The sequence below is a fragment of the Pseudomonas sp. TE50-2 genome (assembly GCF_040813665.1).
GTDB lineage: Bacteria > Pseudomonadota > Gammaproteobacteria > Pseudomonadales > Pseudomonadaceae > Aquipseudomonas > Aquipseudomonas soli.
Genome location: NZ_JBFNXN010000001.1, coordinates 3,238,588 through 3,254,103, shown reverse-complemented (window position 1 = coordinate 3,254,103; position 15,516 = coordinate 3,238,588). Strand labels below are relative to the sequence as shown.

The following is a 15,516-nucleotide window of genomic DNA, read 5'->3' as shown; positions in this document are numbered from 1 at the left end:
AAGGGAGCCGGGCAGAGGTTTTGAAGGGGATTTGCGCCTGGCTTGAGGGCAATATTAGAGAGGCGCGGATATTCTTAAAAATACTGTTTAAGAATGTTTATATAACCATTAGCGCGAACCCTGAGCCCTGTGGGAGCTGGCTTGCCAGCTCCCACAGGGTGCGCGTGGTTCTCAGGAAGTCTTTTCCGGCTCGCGGATCTTGTACCAGGCCACGTACAGCGCCGGCAGGAACAACAGCGTCAGCAGCGTTGCGCTGATGATGCCGCCGATCATGGCGTAGGCCATCGGCCCCCAGAACACTTCCCGGGCAATCGGGATCATGCCCAGGCTTGCCGCCGCCGCTGTCAGCAGGATCGGCCGGCGGCGGTGGTTGGTCGCCTCCACCACGGCGTCCCAGGGGGTGTAGCCCTGCTCCTCGAATTCGTCGATCTGGGTCACCAGGATCACCGAGTTGCGGATGATGATCCCGGCCAGGGCGAGGATGCCGAGGATCGCCACGAAGCCCATGGGCGTGCCCGTGGGCACCAGGGCCAGGACCACGCCGATCAGCCCCAGCGGCGCGACGCTGACCACCAGGAACAGCTTCTGCACGCTGTGCAGCTGGATCATCAGGAAGGTCGCCATGAGGAACAGCATCAACGGAATGACATCGGCGATCGGCCCCTGGGCCTTGCCGCTCTCCTCCACCGTACCGCCGGTGGCCACGCCGTAACCGGGCGGCAGCTTGCCGGCGAACTCGTCGATCTTCGGCTTGAGCTGCGCCACCAGGTTGGTCGGCTGGATATCGCCGACCACCGAGGCCTTGATGGTGATGGTCGGCTTGCGGTCGCGCCGCCACACCAATGGCTGCTCCAGCTCGTAGCGCACGGTGGCGAACGCCAGCAGAGGGATGGACACACCACTGGGGCTGACGATCTGTAGGTTCTGCAGGGTGTCGGGCGAGCCCCGCTCGCTGTCCTCGGCGCGGGCGATGACGTCGACCAGGTAGATGTTGTCGTTGACCTGGGTGACCGGCACGCCGCTGACGATGCTGTTCATTACATTGGCCACGTCTTCGGACGAAAGCCCCAGCTGACGCGCCTTGTCCTGGGCAATCTCGATGCGCAGCACCTTACCGGGCTCGTTCCAGTCGTACATCATGTCGCCGATATGCTCGTTGCTGTCGAGCACCGTGGCCAGTTCGATGGCATAGCGGCGCACCTGGTCGATGTCCTTGCCGCTGACCCGGTACTGGATCGGCCGGCCCACCGGCGGGCCCATCTCCAGCGACTGCACGTTGCTGCCGATGCCGACGAAGTCCTCGCGCAGCAGTTTCTGCAGGCGCTCGATCATGCCCTGGCGCTCTTCGAAGCCCTTGCTGACGATCACCAGCTGGGCGTAATAGGGGTTCTGCAATTGCTGGTCGAGGGGCAGGTAGAAGCGGATCGCGCCCTGGCCGATGTAAGTGCTCCAGCGCACCAGGTCGGGGTCGTCCTTGATCTTCGCCTCCAGGCGATCCACCACCTTGCGCGTTTCCTCGATCGAGGCGTTCTGCGGCAGGTCGAGATCGACCAGGATCTCCGGGCGGTCCGAGGATGGGAAGAACTGGTTCTGCACGAAGCGCATGCCCACCACCGACAGTGCGAACAGCACGATGGTGCCGATCACCGTCACCCAGCGGTGGCGCATGCACCACAGCAGGCCATGTTCGAACGCCCGGCCCACCCGCCCAGGTTCGGCCTCGTGGGGCTTGAGCTTTTCGCTGCTGAGGATGTGCACGCCCAGCACCGGGGCGAAGAACACCGCCACCACCCACGACACCAGCAGCGCCACGGCGATCACCGCGAACAAGGTATAGGTGTATTCACCGGCCGAACTGGCATTGAGGCCGATCGGCACGAAACCGGCCACGGTCACCAGGGTGCCGGTCAGCATGGGGAAGGCCGTCGAGGTGTAGGCGAAGGTCGCCGCCTGCTCTTTCGTCTCGCCCATTTCCAGGCGCGTGACCATCACCTCCACGGTGATCATCGCGTCATCCACCAGCAGGCCCAGGGCAATGATCAGCGCACCCAGTGAAATCCGCTGCATGGTGATGTCGCTGTACTCCATGAACACGAACACCATGGCCAGCACCAGCGGGATCGAGCAGGCCACCACCAGCCCGGCACGCACGCCCAGGCTGACGAAGCTCACCACCAGCACGATCACCACGGCTTCGAACAAGGCACTGGTGAAGCCGCCAACCGCCTGCTTGACCACTACCGCCTGGTCGGACACGGTGTGCACGCCGACCCCGACCGGCAGTTCGCTGACGATGCTGTCCATCTTCTTCTTCAGCGCAGCGCCGAACACCTCGATGTTGCCGCCGGCCTTCATGCCGATGGCCAGGCCGATGGCCGGCTGGCCGTTGTAGCGGAAGATCGGCGACGGTGGGTCGACATAGCCGCGCTCGATGTCGGCGATATCGGCCAGGCGGAAGAAGCGGTCGTTGATGCGCAGGTTGACCGTCTCCAGGTCTTTCTCCGAGGCGAACTGCCCGGTGGTGCGCACCGAGATACGCTCGGGGCCGGCTTCGATCACCCCCGCCGGGGTCACCGCGTTCTGCGATTTCAGTGCCTCCATGACCTGCCGCTGGTCAATGCCCAGGGCCGCCAGCTTGCGGGTGGAGAAGTTCAGGTAGAGCACTTCGTCCTGGGTGCCGATCAACTCGATCTTGCCGATGTTGTGCACCTCGCGCACCTCGGCGCGGGCCTGTTCCACATAGTCGCGCAGCTGGCGCAGGTTCAGGCCATCGGAGGTGAAGGCGTAGATCGAGCCGAATACATCGCCGAACTCGTCGTTGAAGCCGGGCCCCTGCACGCCCTGCGGGAACTGGCCGCGGATGTCCTGGATCTTCTTGCGCACCTGGTACCAGATGTCCGGGATGTCCTTGGCCTTGGTGGTATCGAGCAGGTACACGTAGACCGTCGATTCGCCGGGGCGGGTATAGCTTTTCACGTAGTCGAGCGAGTCGAGCTCCTCGAGCTTCTTCTCGATCCGGTCGGTGATCTGGTACAGCGTCTCGTCCTGGGTCGCGCCGGGCCAGCGGGTCTGGATCACCATGGTCTTGATGGTGAAGGACGGATCCTCCTCTCGACCCAGGTTGAAGTAGGAAAAGATCCCCATCAGCAGGCCGACGAACATCAGGTACCAGACGAAGGACTGGTGCTTGAGCGCCCATTCGGAGAGGTTGAAGCTTCCTTTCATCGTGCGTCCTCGTCGAAGATGACCTTCTGGCCAGGCTTGAGGCTGTTCACGCCGGCGGTGACGACGCGCTCGCCGGGTTGCACACCGGAGGACAGGATGATGCTGTCAGGGCCACGCTCTGCCAGGGTGACGTCACGGGTGGCCACGGTCTTGCCCTGCGGGTCGACCACCCAGACCTGGGTCTTGCCATCGCGCTCGAGCAGCGCGGAAAGCGGCAACTGGCTGCGCGGCGTCAGCGCCGAGGTCAGGGTGACGCTGATCGCGGTCCCCAGGTGGAACGCGTCCGGGGTGCTGGCCAGGGTCAGGCGGGCGCGACGTGTACGGGTAGTGGCATCGGCCTGGGGCTCCAGCTCGCGCAAGGTGGCGGTGGTGTTGATGCTCGGGTCGAGCTGCGAGGCGACGGTGAAGGTGAGGTCGCGGCGCAGTTGCTCGGCCAAGGCGATCGGCAGGTCGATCACCGCTTCCTTCACGTCCGGGCGCGCCAGGGTGACCACAGCCTGGCCGGCGCTGACGGTCTGCCCGGCCTCGGCCTGCCAGGCGGTGATCACCGCAGCATGGTCGCTACGCAAGGTGCTGTAGTCGAGCTGGTCGCGGGCCTGGCTGAGCGCCGAGCGCGCCTGCTCCAGCGACGCGCCGGTGGTCTTCAGGTTGGTCTGGGCGATGTCCAGCTGGGCTTGGGCGCCGACTCCGCGGTCATACAGCTGTTGCTGGCGACGGGCATCGGCCTGGGCATTGATCCACTGCGCCTGGACCCGCGCGAGGTCGCCTTCGGCGGCACGCAGCTGGTTCTGCTGGTCGGTCGGATCGAGGGTGGCCAAAGTGTCGCCCGGCTTGACCTGGGCCCCGACATCCAGCCAGCGCCGGGCGATGCGGCCAGACACGCGGAAGCCCAAGGTGCTCTCGAAGCGTGCCTGGATGTTGCCGGCAAAACGCCCAAGCTGCGCTTGCACCTGGGGCTCGACCACGGTCGACAGCACCGGGCGCACGGGTTCGGGCTGGACGTCCTCACCACCACAGGCAGCCAGCAACAGACAGGCAGACAATACCGGCAGCAACGGCCTCATGGCGCGACTCCCCCGCTTCTGGCGTCGACCTTCTCGACCTGAATTCCTGGGTTCAACAGCTGGCCACCACTGACCACCACCACCTCACCGGCCTCGAGACCCTCGCTGATCACCACTTTGCCGGTCAGGTAGCGCGCCACCTGGACCTTGCGCAGTTGCGCCTTGTCACCCTCGCTAACCACCCACACGGCGGGCTCGCTCAGCGCCTTGGTCAGGGCAGACCAGGGCAGCTCGACGCTGGGTTTGCCGTGTGCGCTGGCCGAAACGGTCACCGGCGCGCCCAGGGCCATGCCCTTGGGCACATCGCGCAGGGCCACCTTGACCTGCACCGTGCCGCTCTGCGCCGAGACCGTCGGGGTGATCTCGCGCACATGCCCCTGGGCGGTGATGGCGGGGTTGTCGATCATGCTGACCGTCAAGTCCCTCTCGCTGCTGGGCGCCACCAGCAGCGATTCGTAGACATTGAACACCGCGTCGCGGTCGCCATCGACGGCCAGGCTGAAGATCGGCATGGTCGCCTGCACCACCTGGCCGACCTCGGCCTGGCGCGCAGTGATCACGCCGTCGGCCTCGGACACCAATGCCGTGTAGCTCAATTGCTCGTTGGCGTTGGCCAGCTGCGCCTGGGCGGCCTTGAGCGCGCTCTGGCTGCTGCGCAGCGCGGCTTCGGCGGAGTCGTACTCGCTCTGGCTGGTGTAGCCCTTGGGCAGGAGTTTCTGCTGGCGCACGAACGCGGCGCTGGTCTGGGTGACCCGGGCCTGTTCGGCGAACACTTCGGCCTTGGCCGAGTCGACGTTGTTCTGCAGGTCCTTGGGGTCCAGGCGCGCCAGTACCTGATTGGCTTTTACATGGTCACCGACATCGACGCTGCGGGCGATGATCTTGCCGCCCACGCGGAACGACAAGTCGGTCTGCACCCGCGCCTGCACGTCACCGGTCAGGGTGACCCGGGCGGCAAAATCGGTGGGCTGCACCTGTTGCACCGCGACCCGGGGCAACACCTGGCCAACCTCCTCCTTGCCACAGCCCGAAAGCATGAACAGCAGCCCCAGGCAAACGACCAGCGGCGCACGCTCTAGCGTCATGCAGGCTCCTTGCTTCTCTCAGGTGAAAGGGATGCGTTTGAAAGCGTAGATCAGGGATCGACAAACGGCATTGGCCAGGGTTCAACAAAGCGAGGCGGGATCGGCGATACTGCCGTCCGACCGCTCAAGGATGCCGCCTATGCTCACCACCCTGGCCATTGCCAACTACCGCTCGATCAACCAGCTGGTGCTGCCGCTGGGGCGGCTGAACGTGATTACCGGTGCCAATGGCAGTGGCAAGTCCAACCTGTACAAGGCCTTGCGCCTGCTGGCAGAGACCGCGCGCGGCGGCGTGGTCAATGCGCTGGCTGCCGAGGGCGGGCTGGAATCGACCTTCTGGGCCGGCCCCGAGAAGCTCACCCGGCGCATGCTCAACGGCGAGGTGCCAGTGGAAGGCGGGCCACGCCAGCAAGCCCGGCGGCTGAAGATGGGCTTTGCCGGCGAAGACTTCGGCTACGCGATCAGCCTCGGCCTGCCCGAACCCAGCCGGTCGCAGTTCGCCCTGGATCCGCAGATCAAGCAGGAGACGATCTGGGCCGGCCCCCTGTGCCGACCCGCCAGCCAGCTGGTGCAGCGCAACGCGGGGATGGTCAAGGCCCGCGACGGGCGCCAATGGCAGGTGCTGCACCAGCACATGACCGAGTTCGACAGCCTGTTCGACCAGATCGGCAGTCTCCAGGGTTCCCCCGAGGTGCCGCACCTGCGCGAGCAGATCCGCAGCTGGCGCTTCTACGACCATTTCCGTACCGATGCCGAAGCGCCCGCCCGACAATCGCGGCTGGGAACGCGCACGCCGGTGCTGCATCACGATGGCCGCGACCTCGCCGCCGCCCTGCAGACCATCGACGAGATCGGTGATCTGCAGGCCCTGCAGGATGCAGTGAGCGACGCTTTTCCCGGCGCCCGGCTTGCGGTCGACGCCCAGCCAGGCGGCCTGTTCGGCCTGCGCTTCCACCAGGCCGGGCTGCTGCGGCCGCTGAGCGCTGCCGAGCTGTCCGACGGGACCTTGCGCTACCTGTTGCTGGTGGCTGCCCTGCTCACGCCGCGCCCTCCGAGCATGATGGTGCTCAACGAGCCGGAGACCAGCCTGCACCCGGACTTGTTGCCGGCACTGGCACGCCTGATCCGCCGCGCGGCGCGAGAATGTCAGGTATGGGTGGTGTCGCACGCGCCGCGGCTGGTGGCGGCCCTGGAGGAGGATGCCGAGTGTAACTCGATCCACCTGGAGAAGACCTTGGGGCAGACCGGTATCGTCGGGCAGGGCATGCTGGATGAACCGGCCTGGAACTGGCCGGACCAGGGCTGAAAAGACCGCGGGGCAAGGCGCATCGGCACACCGGCGATGCGACTTGCCCCGCGATGCGTTGGCTCAGGCCTGCGCGGCGGCCTGGGCTGGACGACGTACCTGCGGCTGCGAGACGTTCGCCGCGGCGCCCTCCTCGATGGCCTGCTGGATCGCCCGACGACGACGCTCCTCGGCCTGGCGGCTGAAGTACCAGACCATGAAGGTCACCAGCGACACCGACAGCAGGATCAGGCTGGCCACGGCGTTGATCTCCGGCTTCACGCCCAGGCGCACGGCCGAGAACACTTCCATCGGCAGGGTGGTCGAGCCAGGGCCGGAGACGAAGCTGGCCAGCACCAGGTCATCCAGCGACAGGGCGAAGGACATCATGCCGCCCGCTGCCAACGACGGTGCGATCATCGGGATGGTGATCAGGAAGAACACCTTCCACGGCTTGGCGCCCAGGTCCATGGCCGCCTCCTCGATGGACAGGTCCAGCTCGCGCAGGCGCGCCGACACCACCACCGCCACATAGGCGGCGCAGAACGTGGTGTGGGCGATCCAGATGGTGACGATGCCGCGCTCCTGCGGCCAGCCGATCATCTGCGCCATGGCCACGAACAGCAGCAACAGCGACAGACCGGTGATCACCTCGGGCATCACCAGCGGCGCGGTGACCAGGCCACCGAACAGCGTGCGGCCCTTGAAGCGGGTGACCCGGGTCAGCACGAAGGCCGCCAGGGTGCCCAGCGCCACCGCGGCGACCGCCGTGTAGCAGGCGATCTCCAGCGAGCGCATCACCGAACCCATCAGCTGGGTGTTGTCGAGCAGGCCGACGTACCACTTCACCGACCAGCCGCCCCATACCGTCACCAGCTTGGAGGCGTTGAACGAGTAGATCACCAGGATCAGCATCGGCAGGTAGATGAACAGCAAGCCGAGCACCAGCATCAGCTTGGAGAAACTGAAGCGTTTCATGCGCGGCCCTCCATCTCTTTGGCCTGGCTGCGGTTGAACAGCAGGATCGGTACGATCAGGATCGCCAGCATCACTACCGCCAGCGCGGATGCCACCGGCCAGTCACGGTTGTTGAAGAACTCTTGCCACAGCACTTTACCGATCATCAGGGTTTCCGGGCCGCCGAGCAGTTCAGGAATCACGAACTCGCCCACCACCGGGATGAACACCAGCATGCAGCCGGCGATGATGCCGTTCTTCGACAGCGGCACGGTGATCTTCCAGAAGCTGTTGAAGGTGCTCGAACCGAGGTCCGATGCAGCTTCCAGCAGGCTTTCGTCATGCTTAACCAGGTTGGCGTACAGCGGCAGGATCATGAACGGCAGGTACGAATAGACCACGCCGATATACACCGCCAGGTTGGTGTTGAGGATCTGCAGCGGTTGGTCGATCAGCCCCAGCCACAGCAGGAAGCTGTTGAGCAGGCCGTTGTTGCTGAGGATGCCCATCCAGGCGTAGACGCGGATCAGGATCGCAGTCCAGGTCGGCATCATGATCAGCAGCAGCAGGACGGTCTGTGACTCTTTCCTGGCCTTGGAGATGGCATAGGCCATCGGGTAGCCGATCAGCAGGCAGAGCAAGGTGCTGAAGAAGGCCACCTTGAGCGAGCCGAGGTAGGCCGCGATGTACAGCTCGTCCTCGGTCAGCAGGCCATAGTTGGCCAGGTTCAGCACCAGCTGGACCTTGCCTTCCAGGTAGGTGTAGATCTCGGTGTACGGCGGGATGGCCACATCGGCTTCGGCAAAGCTGATCTTCAGGACGATGAAGAACGGCAGCATGAAGAACAGGAACAGCCAGATGAACGGCACGCCGATCACCAGATGCCGCCCCTCCGGGACAAGGCGCTGGAAGGCTCGCTTGAGCTTGCGGATTTTCATGACCGCAGTACCACGCCGCTGTCGTCTTCCCACCACACGTAGACTTCGTCGTCCCAGGTCGGGCGGGTGCCCTGGCGCTCGGCGTTGGCGACGAACGACTGGACGATCTTGCCGCTGGGCAGCTCGACGTAGAACACCGAGTGGCCGCCGAGGTAGGCGATGTCGTGGACCTTGCCGCGCGACCAGTTGTGCTCGCAGGTCGGCTGCTCGGTGGTGACCAGCAGCTTCTCGGGGCGCAAGGCGTAGGTGATGTGCTTGTCCTCGACCGAAGTGGTGACACCGTGGCCGACGTAGATCTTGCGCTCCAGCTCCGGGCTGGCGATGACCGCATGGCCTTCGGCATCGTCGACCACTTCGCCTTCGAACAGGTTGACGTTGCCGATGAACTCGCAGACCAGGCGGCTGGTCGGGGTTTCGTAGATATCGATCGGGCTGCCGATCTGGGCGATCCAGCCCAGGTGCATGATGGCGATGCGCTGGGCCATGGTCATGGCCTCTTCCTGGTCGTGGGTCACCATCACGCAGGTCACGCCCACGCGCTCGATGATCTCCACCAGCTCCAGTTGCATCTGCGAGCGCAGTTTCTTGTCCAGCGCGCCCATCGGCTCGTCGAGCAGCAGCAGCTTGGGACGCTTGGCCAGCGAACGGGCCAGGGCCACGCGCTGGCGCTGGCCACCGGAAAGCTGGTGCGGCTTGCGCTTGGCGTACTGGGTCATGTGCACCAGCTTGAGCATCTCGGCCACGCGGGCCTCGATCTCGGCCTTGGGCATCTTGTCCTGCTGCAGGCCGAAGGCGATGTTCTGCGCCACGGTCATGTGCGGGAACAGCGCGTAGGACTGGAACATCATGTTGATCGGCCGCTCGTAGGGCGGCATGTCGGTGATGTCGACGCCATCGAGGAAAATCCGCCCTTCGGTCGGACGCTCGAAACCGGCCAGCATGCGCAGCAAGGTGGACTTGCCGGAACCGGAGCCGCCCAGCAGGGCGAAGATCTCGCCCTTGCGGATTTCCAGGGACACATCGTCCACGGCTACCGTTTCGTCGAACTTTTTCGTGACCCGGTCGATCTTGACCAGCACCTGCTTGGGTTGCTGGCCACCCTCGAGGGCTTTCTTATAGGCACCGGAGGCAACTGCCATGAGTGAAACTCCCAACAAGATTTGTGTGCCCGCCGCTGCGCTGGCGGGCCTGGATTGTTACTTGCCCGACTTGACCTTGGTCCAGCTGCGGGTCATCAAACGTTGCACCTTGGGTGGCAACTCGGCGTTGACGAACATCTTGTCCAGCACTTCCTGCGGTGGGTAAACCGCGGCGTCAGTCCTCACGGCCTGGTCCATCAGGTCGCCAGCCTTGGGGTTCGGGTTGGCGTAACCGACGTAATCACTGACCTGGGCGATAACCTCAGGTTTCAGCAAATAGTTGATGAAGGCATGGGCCTCCTTGACGTTGCTGGCGTCCTTGGGAATCGCCAGCACATCGAACCAGAGGTTGCCGCCTTCCTTGGGAATGGCGTAGGCCAGCTTCACGCCCTTCTTCGCCTCTTCAGCGCGGGCCTTGGCCTGGAACACGTCGCCGGAGAAACCGGCGGCCACGCAGATGTCGCCGTTGGCGAGATCAGTGATGTATTTCGAGGAATGGAAGTAAGTCACGTAGGGACGCACAGCCAGCAGTTTCTTCTCTGCATCGGCGTAGTCCTTGGGGTTGCTGCTGTTGGGGTCGCGGCCCATGTAGTTGAGCACCGCCGGCAGCATCTCGTCGGCGGAGTCGAGGAAGGCCACGCCGCACTTGCTGAGTTTCTTCATGTTCTCGGGTTCGAACAGCACCGCCCAGGAATCGATCTTGTCGGTGCCCAGCGCCGCCTTGACCTTCTCGACGTTGTAGCCGATGCCATTGGTGCCCCACAGGTAGGGGACGGCGTACTGGTTGCCCGGGTCATTCTTCTCTAGGCGCTTCATCAGCGCCGGGTCGAGGTTCGCATAATTGGGCAGCAGGTCGCGGTCGAGCTTCTGGAACGCGCCCGCCTTGATCTGCTTGCCGAGGAAATGGTTGGACGGCACGACCACGTCATAGCCGGTGCGCCCGGCCAGCAGCTTGCCTTCCAGCGTCTCGTTGCTGTCGAAGACATCGTATTTGGGCTCGATCCCGGTTTCCTTCTGGAAATCGGCGAGCGTGGTGGGGCCGACATAGTCTGACCAGTTGTAGATGTGCACCGTGGGCGCCGCTTGGACGCTGCAAGCCAGCGTCAGACCCGCTCCGGCCATCAAGGCCTGGCGAAAAACAGAAATAGACAAGTGGGTGGTCCTCACAATCAGTGCCTTTGCGGGCAGTAAACCTCGGCCGCACACGCAAAACCGGCGCGCAACTTACCTTCACGGCGTGGATGCCGCAAACTTATTTGCCTTTACTGGCCTCTGGGCCGGAAAAGCCCGGCCCAGAGGTTGCCGCATCGGGCTTACTTGCCCGACTTGATCTTGGTCCAGCTACGGGTGATCTCGCGCTGGGCGGTCTTCTCTGGCGCCTTGATCGCGTAGAGCTGCGCTTTCACTTCCTCGGAAGGGTAGATCGCCGCATCGCTGGTAATGTCCTTGTCGACGAACTCGGTGGCTGCCTTGTTACCGTTCGGGAAACGCACGGCGTTGGTAATACCGGCCATCACTTTCGGCTGCAGCAGGTATTCCATGAACTTGTAGGCGGCGTCGACGTTCTCGGCATCTTTCGGGATGGCGACCATGTCATAGAAGGTGCCGGCACCTTCCTTCGGAATGACATAGCTCAGCTTGACCTTGTCGCCGGCCTCGTGGGCACGGGCCTTGGACTGCTCCAGGTCACCCGAGTAGCCCACGGCCACGCAGATGTTGCCGTTGGCCAGGTCCGAGATGTACTTGGAAGAGTGGAAGTAGGTGATCGAAGGGCGGATTTTCAGGAACAGGTCCTCGGCCGCCTTCAGGTCTTCCTTCTTGGTGCTGTCGCTCGGCTTGCCCAGGTAGTGCAGCGCGGCCGGGATCATCTCTGTCGGCGCATCGAGGAAGCTCACGCCGCAGCTCTTGAGCTTGGCGATGTTCTCTGGCTTGAATACCACGTCCCACGAGTCGATCTTGTCGATGCCCAGCGCGGCCTTGACCTTCTCCGGGTTGTAGCCGATGCCGATGGAGCCCCACATGTAGGGGAAGGCGAACTTGTTGCCCGGGTCGCTGGCATCGCCGACCGCCTTGAGCAGGGCCGGGTCGAGGTTTTTCCAGCTCGGCAGCTTGGAGCGGTCCAGCTCCTGGTAGACGCCGGCCTTGATCTGCTTGGCCAGGAAGTTGTTGGACGGCACGACGATGTCGTAGCCCGACTTGCCCGCCAGCAGCTTGGCTTCGAGGGTCTCGTTGCTGTCGAAGACGTCGTAGACGACCTTGATGCCGGTCTCTTTCTCGAAGTTGGCCACGGTGTCCGGGGCGATATAGTCCGACCAGTTGTAGACGTGCAGCACCTTGTCGTCAGCCTGAACAGCGGTGGCCATGGCACCCATCAGGGCGGCGGCCAGCAGCGTCTTGCCCAATTTCTTCATGCGTAATGCTCCAGAATTTATTATCAAGCCATCTGTTCAGCAGCCAGGTCCCACGGGTCACGCGCTGGGCGACTGAAACAGCCGTTAGTCTGGCAAGTTACAAGGCGCTGTTTCAACAAAAGCAGCGCCTGTAACGGACTTAATGTCACCTCGCCAGCCTAGCAGACCGTCATTTAATCGCTTCGTACGTCAAATCCAGGCACTTGCGCGCCTTTTCCACCAGCTCGTCCACTTCTTCGCGGCTGATCACCAGCGGCGGCGCGATGATCATGGTGTCGCCAACGGCGCGCATGATCAGGCCGTTGTCGAAGCAGAAGTTGCGGCAGACCATGCCCACGCCCTTGCCCTCGTAACGGCTGCGGGTGGCCTTGTCCTTGACCAGCTCGATCGCGCCGAGCAGGCCCAGGCCGCGCACCTCGCCCACCAGTGGGTGGTCCTGCAGCTCACGCAGTCGTTTTTGCAAGTAGGGTGCCACTTCATCGCGGGCCTTCGCGACGATCTGCTCGTCACGCAGGATGCGCAGGTTTTCCAGGCCCACCGCCGCCGCCACCGGGTGGCCGGAGTAGGTGAAGCCATGGTTGAAATCACCACCTTCGCTGATCACCTTGGCCACGGTGTCACGCACGATCACACCGCCCATGGGGATGTAACCGGAGGTCAGGCCCTTGGCGATGGTCATCAGGTCGGGTTCGAGGCCGTAGTAATCGGAGCCGAACCACTCGCCTGTACGGCCGAAACCGCAGATCACTTCGTCGGCGACGAAGAGGATGTCGTACCTGGCGAGGATTTCCTTGATCTTCGGCCAGTAGGTGTCTGGCGGGATGATCACCCCGCCGGCGCCCTGGATCGGCTCGGCGATGAAGGCGGCGACATTGTCCTCGCCGACTTCGAGAATCTTCTTCTCCAGCTGCTCGGCGGCCCACACGCCGAACTCATCCGGGGTCATGTCGCCACCCTCGCCGAACCAGTACGGCTGCGGGATATGCACGATGCCCGGGATCGGCAGGCCGCCCTGCTCGTGCATGCCGCTCATGCCGCCCAGGCTCGCACCGGCGACGGTGGAACCGTGGTAGCCGTTGATGCGACCGATGATGGTCTGCTTGCTCGGCTTGCCCTTGAGCGCCCAGTAGTGGCGGACCATGCGCAGCACGGTGTCGTTGCCCTCGGAGCCGGAGCCGGTGAAGAACACATGGGTCATGCCGGCAGGCGCCACGTCGGTAATCGCCTTGGCCAGCTCCAGCGCCGGCGGGTGGGCGGTCTGGAAGAACAGGTTGTAGTACGGCAGCTCGCGCATCTGCTGCTCTGCCGCCCGCACCAGCTCTTCACGGCCATAGCCGACCGCCACGCACCACAGGCCGGCCATGCCGTCGAGGATCTTGTGCCCCTCGCTGTCCCACAAATGCACACCCTGCGCCTTGGTGATGATGCGCGGCCCCTTTTCCTTCAGCTGTTTGTAGTCGCTGAAAGGTGCAAGGTGGTGCTCGCCGCTCAGGGTTTGCCATTCACGGGTTTGCGGGTTGTTGACGCTCATGTGCTTCTCCATGGTCCGGTGGCCGCGCCCTGGCGGCCTCAGGGTTGATCACACAGCAAACAGCAGGAACTCTCGCTCCCAGGAGCTGATGACGCGCTTGAAGTTCTCGTGCTCGGCGCGCTTGGTGGCGACGTAGCCGGTGATGAATTTCTTGCCCAGGTACTGCTCCAGCGCGCGGCTGATTTCCATGCGCTCGAGGGCGTCCTCGATGGTCAGCGGCAGGCGCAGGTTACGGCGCTCGTAGCCGCGGCCCTGAACTGGCGCGCTGGCCTCGATGCCTTCGACCATGCCGATATAGCCGCACAGCAGGCTGGCGGCGATGGCCAGGTACGGGTTGGCGTCGGCGCCCGGCAGGCGGTTCTCGACCCGGCGGTTCTGCGGCCCGGCATCCGGTACGCGCAAGCCGACGGTGCGGTTCTCTTCGCCCCACTCGACGTTCACCGGCGCGGAGGTGTCCGGCAGGAAGCGGCGGAACGAGTTGACGTTGGGGGCGAACAGCGGCAGCGCCTCGGGGATGAACTTCTGCAGGCCGCCGATGTGGTTGAGGAACAACTCGCTCATGCTGCCGTCGGCGTTGGAGAAGATGTTCTTGCCGGTGACGGCATCGACCACGCTCTGGTGCAGGTGCATGGCGCTGCCCGGCTCGCCGGTCATCGGCTTGGCCATGAAGGTGGCGGCCACGTTGTGCTTGAGCGCCGCCTCGCGCATGGTGCGTTTGAACACCAGGATCTGGTCGGCCAGGTGCAGGGCGTCGCCATGACGGAAGTTGATTTCCATCTGCGCGGTGCCGTCCTCGTGGATCAGCGTGTCGAGGTCCAGCTGCTGCAGCTCGCACCAGTCGTAGACGTCCTCGAACAGCGGGTCGAATTCGTTGGCCGCCTCGATGGAGAACGACTGTCGGCCGGTTTCCGGGCGGCCGGAACGGCCCACCGGCGGCTGCAGCGGAAAGTCGGGGTCTTCGCTACGCTTGGTCAGGTAGAACTCCATTTCGGGCGCGACGATCGGCTGCCAGCCCTTGTCGGCGTAGAGTTTCAGGACCTTCTTCAACACGTTGCGCGGCGACAGCTCGACCGGGTTGCCCTTCTTGTCGTAGGTGTCGTGGATCACCTGGGCGGTCGGCTCGATGGCCCAAGGCACGAGAAACACCGCGTTCTCGTCGGGACGGCAGATCATGTCGATATCGGCCGGGTCGAGCAGTTCGTAATAGATGTCATCGTCGACGTAATCGCCGGTCACGGTCTGCAGCAGCACGCTCTCGGGCAGGCGCATGCCCTTTTCGGCGATGAATTTGTTGGTGGGCGAGATCTTGCCGCGGGTGATGCCGGTCAGGTCGCTGATCAGGCACTCCACTTCGGTGATCTTGTGCTCTTTCAACCAATCGGTGAGCTGGTCGAGGTTGTTACTCATAAATACCTCAGGAGGTAATGTGGCGCGGTTGGCGGCAACCGGCGGCCACTGACGCCAGGCGTCGGACAAAGTCGGCGCGCAGCGCGCCGAGGGGCCTGGACAGGCCCGCGCCTTGATTCTGGATGCTGTGCATGGCTAAAGCAAAAACCCTCGCGCAGGACGACAATGGATACACGCCATGGGCGCGCGTCCGGACAGAAAGCGAAGGGCAGAAGGAAAGGAGGTGTTGCGCTAAAGCGTTACGAGGCATGGCTTTTTCAAGCGAACCGTCAATTATTGCGGCCAGCGCGGCGCCCCTTCGAAGCAGGCGTGCAGTGACCGGACGGCAACCGGGAGATGTACCTGAACGCACCGTGCATGCGGCGCTGGCAGGTCTCGACAGGCGGACCATGTGACCCTCGTATTATTGTGTTCTGGGTTGATGCCGAGCTTAGCCTCGTTCATTTTTTTACACAACTCCCCCGTAAAAAATAA

At 63.8% G+C, this 15,516-nt stretch carries 11 protein-coding genes; 1 reads left to right on the top strand and 10 read right to left on the bottom strand.

Going from position 1 to position 15,516, the window contains the following annotated elements; translation table 11 throughout:
• Window positions 1–171 precede the first annotated feature (171 nt).
• Genes AAHK21_RS14820 through AAHK21_RS14810 form a run of 3 tightly spaced genes read right to left on the bottom strand, consistent with a single transcriptional unit; the run spans window position 172 to window position 5,374 of the window.
• Entirely contained in the window at window positions 172–3,225 is a 3,054-nt protein-coding gene (locus tag AAHK21_RS14820) for an efflux RND transporter permease subunit (RefSeq protein WP_367857628.1), read from the bottom strand.
• Window positions 3,222–4,289 (bottom strand): efflux RND transporter periplasmic adaptor subunit, encoded by a 1,068-nt coding sequence (locus AAHK21_RS14815; RefSeq protein ID WP_046853743.1) that lies wholly within the window; start codon window positions 4,287–4,289, stop codon window positions 3,222–3,224. Before AAHK21_RS14815 ends, AAHK21_RS14820 begins: the two co-directional genes overlap by 4 nt.
• The gene (locus AAHK21_RS14810) at window positions 4,286–5,374 is read right to left on the bottom strand and encodes an efflux RND transporter periplasmic adaptor subunit (protein ID WP_367857627.1); all 1,089 of its coding nucleotides are present in this window, start codon (window positions 5,372–5,374) and stop codon (window positions 4,286–4,288) included. Before AAHK21_RS14810 ends, AAHK21_RS14815 begins: the two co-directional genes overlap by 4 nt.
• A 139-nt stretch (window positions 5,375–5,513) precedes the next feature.
• Between AAHK21_RS14810 and AAHK21_RS14805 the strand changes: the two genes are divergently transcribed.
• Window positions 5,514–6,680 carry an AAA family ATPase gene (locus AAHK21_RS14805; protein ID WP_046853741.1) on the top strand — a complete coding sequence of 389 codons (1,167 nt, stop codon included), beginning with the start codon at window positions 5,514–5,516 and terminating at the stop codon, window positions 6,678–6,680.
• A 63-nt stretch (window positions 6,681–6,743) separates the two neighbouring features.
• Here the strand turns inward: AAHK21_RS14805 and AAHK21_RS14800 are convergent, their stop codons facing one another.
• From AAHK21_RS14800 to AAHK21_RS14770, 7 genes are all read right to left on the bottom strand, one after another.
• Window positions 6,744–7,637, bottom strand: a complete 894-nt coding sequence (locus AAHK21_RS14800) for an ABC transporter permease subunit (RefSeq protein WP_038707013.1) — start codon at window positions 7,635–7,637, stop codon at window positions 6,744–6,746.
• Window positions 7,634–8,554, bottom strand: coding sequence for an ABC transporter permease subunit (locus AAHK21_RS14795; protein ID WP_023630467.1), 921 nt, complete (start codon window positions 8,552–8,554; stop codon window positions 7,634–7,636). The genes AAHK21_RS14800 and AAHK21_RS14795 overlap by 4 nt, the downstream gene beginning before the upstream one ends.
• Window positions 8,551–9,693, bottom strand: a complete 1,143-nt coding sequence (gene potA / locus AAHK21_RS14790) for a polyamine ABC transporter ATP-binding protein (protein WP_367857626.1) — start codon at window positions 9,691–9,693, stop codon at window positions 8,551–8,553. The genes AAHK21_RS14795 and potA overlap by 4 nt, the downstream gene beginning before the upstream one ends.
• A 57-nt stretch (window positions 9,694–9,750) precedes the next feature.
• On the bottom strand, window positions 9,751–10,845 hold the full coding sequence (locus tag AAHK21_RS14785) for a polyamine ABC transporter substrate-binding protein (protein ID WP_046853739.1): 1,095 nt from the start codon (window positions 10,843–10,845) through the stop codon (window positions 9,751–9,753).
• 161 nt (window positions 10,846–11,006) lie between these two features.
• Window positions 11,007–12,104 carry a polyamine ABC transporter substrate-binding protein gene (locus AAHK21_RS14780; RefSeq protein WP_046853738.1) on the bottom strand — a complete coding sequence of 366 codons (1,098 nt, stop codon included), beginning with the start codon at window positions 12,102–12,104 and terminating at the stop codon, window positions 11,007–11,009.
• Window positions 12,105–12,273: 169 nt separating this feature from the next.
• On the bottom strand, window positions 12,274–13,635 hold the full coding sequence (locus AAHK21_RS14775) for an aspartate aminotransferase family protein (protein ID WP_367857625.1): 1,362 nt from the start codon (window positions 13,633–13,635) through the stop codon (window positions 12,274–12,276).
• A 48-nt stretch (window positions 13,636–13,683) separates the two neighbouring features.
• Window positions 13,684–15,042: a glutamine synthetase family protein gene (locus AAHK21_RS14770; RefSeq protein ID WP_038707014.1), complete on the bottom strand. Its 1,359-nt coding sequence runs from the start codon at window positions 15,040–15,042 to the stop codon at window positions 13,684–13,686.
• Window positions 15,043–15,516: the final 474 nt, after the last annotated feature.

What these genes read in the sequence shown, in the direction of transcription:
- AAHK21_RS14810 (WP_367857627.1), bottom strand. Translation starts at nt 5,374, where the DNA reads ATGACGCTAGAGCGTGCGCCGCTGGTCGTTTGCCTGGGGCTGCTGTTC.
- AAHK21_RS14775 (WP_367857625.1), bottom strand. Translation starts at nt 13,635, where the DNA reads ATGAGCGTCAACAACCCGCAAACCCGTGAATGGCAAACCCTGAGCGGC.
- AAHK21_RS14820 (WP_367857628.1), bottom strand. Translation starts at nt 3,225, where the DNA reads ATGAAAGGAAGCTTCAACCTCTCCGAATGGGCGCTCAAGCACCAGTCC.
- AAHK21_RS14800 (WP_038707013.1), bottom strand. Translation starts at nt 7,637, where the DNA reads ATGAAACGCTTCAGTTTCTCCAAGCTGATGCTGGTGCTCGGCTTGCTG.
- potA (WP_367857626.1), bottom strand. Translation starts at nt 9,693, where the DNA reads ATGGCAGTTGCCTCCGGTGCCTATAAGAAAGCCCTCGAGGGTGGCCAG.
- AAHK21_RS14795 (WP_023630467.1), bottom strand. Translation starts at nt 8,554, where the DNA reads ATGAAAATCCGCAAGCTCAAGCGAGCCTTCCAGCGCCTTGTCCCGGAG.
- AAHK21_RS14805 (WP_046853741.1), top strand. Translation starts at nt 5,514, where the DNA reads ATGCTCACCACCCTGGCCATTGCCAACTACCGCTCGATCAACCAGCTG.
- AAHK21_RS14770 (WP_038707014.1), bottom strand. Translation starts at nt 15,042, where the DNA reads ATGAGTAACAACCTCGACCAGCTCACCGATTGGTTGAAAGAGCACAAG.
- AAHK21_RS14815 (WP_046853743.1), bottom strand. Translation starts at nt 4,289, where the DNA reads ATGAGGCCGTTGCTGCCGGTATTGTCTGCCTGTCTGTTGCTGGCTGCC.
- AAHK21_RS14780 (WP_046853738.1), bottom strand. Translation starts at nt 12,104, where the DNA reads ATGAAGAAATTGGGCAAGACGCTGCTGGCCGCCGCCCTGATGGGTGCC.